At 37.7% G+C, this 1,594-nt stretch carries 1 protein-coding gene; it reads right to left on the bottom strand.

The features are described from left to right. Nucleotides 1-109: 109 nt before the first annotated feature. On the bottom strand, nucleotides 110-1,303 hold the full coding sequence (locus CQ058_RS31285; RefSeq protein ID WP_002127111.1) for an IS110 family RNA-guided transposase: 1,194 nt from the start codon (nucleotides 1,301-1,303) through the stop codon (nucleotides 110-112). Between the last annotated feature and the right edge of the window lie 291 nt (nucleotides 1,304-1,594).

Below are 1,594 nucleotides of genomic sequence, written 5' to 3'. Positions count from 1 at the left end.
AAAGACCAACTATGAAATGTCAAGCGTGAAATACAATATAAATGAAGAGTGTTTACCCTAAAAAAGGGTAACTTAAATAAACCTTGAGAAGTCTCAAAAAATAAAAAAGTTATCTCTGGCAGGGGAATGGAGGAATTTTATAGGGTTTATTACTCTTTAGAATGGCATAGACAATATAACACAACTTCCTAGCTACAGCTCCTATACAAACATAATAGTGTTTTCCTTGATTTCGTTTCTTTTCATAAAAAGCTTTTAATACAGGATCATGTTTATAAGCAGTAATAGCCGCTTGAAATAATGCTCTACGTAGATGGGAGGAGCCACGTTTGGACATAGACATACCAGTTGATTCGTATTGACCTGATTGAGAAATAGTGGCATCAATACCGGCATAAGCCACAAGTTTAGAAGGCTTGTCAAAGCGGTCTATATCCCCAATCTCGCTTAATATGGTGGCACCTAATATAGGACCAATACCCGGAATAGTAGTGATTGGTGTATCTAAGTCACTTAATAGTTGAGACATTTGATTCTCACATTCTCTCAACTGAGTTTCAATAAAGCGGATTTGCTCCATCAACATTTTTAATTGGAATGAGAAAGCATCTTTACAAAAGGTGACACCAAATGAGTTTGAGGCTAATTCCATCAGTTGATTGGCTGTTTTTTTTCCAAGTCGGCAACGACTTGCTTGCTCAATTATTAGTGTCAAATCATCAATAGACAGTCTTTCATAATCGCTAGGAGATGTATATTCAATTAGGAGCTGTGAAGACGTTTTGCCAAAGACATTAGAGAAAATACTTTGATATTCTGGAAAGGTTTGATCTAACACGACAAGCGCCTTGCGTTTTAAATCACTTATATTACGTACAAGAGAATTACGAAACCGGCTTAGTTGTTTTAAAGCGAACATTTTCTCGTCTACGAGTGGAGTTTCAAGGAAGCGGCCAAATCGTATGACATCGGCAATCATAGTGGCGTCAATGGCATCTGTTTTTCTCTTTCTAATTTCTGTTCCCTTTCGCCATGCATTGGTTTGGAGTGGGTTCAGTACAATCACAGAAAAACCATGATCTAGTAGAAAAGAATAGACAGCTATCCAATAGTGACCGGTGGCCTCCATCCCGATTGACAGTTCTGTCGGAGAACTAATGTATCGGTAAAGCCAAGTTAATAAAGCTTGTCCACCTTCTTTATGATTGTGGAAAGGAAATGGCTTGGTAATAGGTTTCCCAGTGGAATCAATGATGGAAGCATAGTGCTTGTGTTTGGCAATATCAATACCTAAGTAGAACATAGTATACACCCCTATTTTGATGATTTTTAGATAGTGTTATCCTCCCCTGAACTAATAAGCGCTACTACCTCGTAAGAGATACGAAGAATGACCAATGGTCATCAACATCCAACTCATTCGTAAACTACTTATTAGACAGAGGTACCAATCTTTCAATCGAATACAAGGATTCAAGGTGGTGATCGGCAACACTCTATCTACAAATATAAGTATCTCATAAAGCTGGATACTCTTGGGTTTATAGGTGAATCCCATTCCTAAAAAACCTAACTTAATCATACGAGGTGGTGA

The sequence above is a fragment of the Bacillus sp. MYb56 genome (assembly GCF_002976445.1).
Taxonomy (GTDB): Bacteria; Bacillota; Bacilli; order Bacillales; family Bacillaceae_G; genus Bacillus_A; species Bacillus_A mycoides.
This window is presented reverse-complemented; position numbering and strand designations above follow the sequence as displayed.

What these genes read in the sequence shown, in the direction of transcription:
- CQ058_RS31285 (WP_002127111.1), bottom strand. Translation starts at nt 1,303, where the DNA reads ATGTTCTACTTAGGTATTGATATTGCCAAACACAAGCACTATGCTTCC.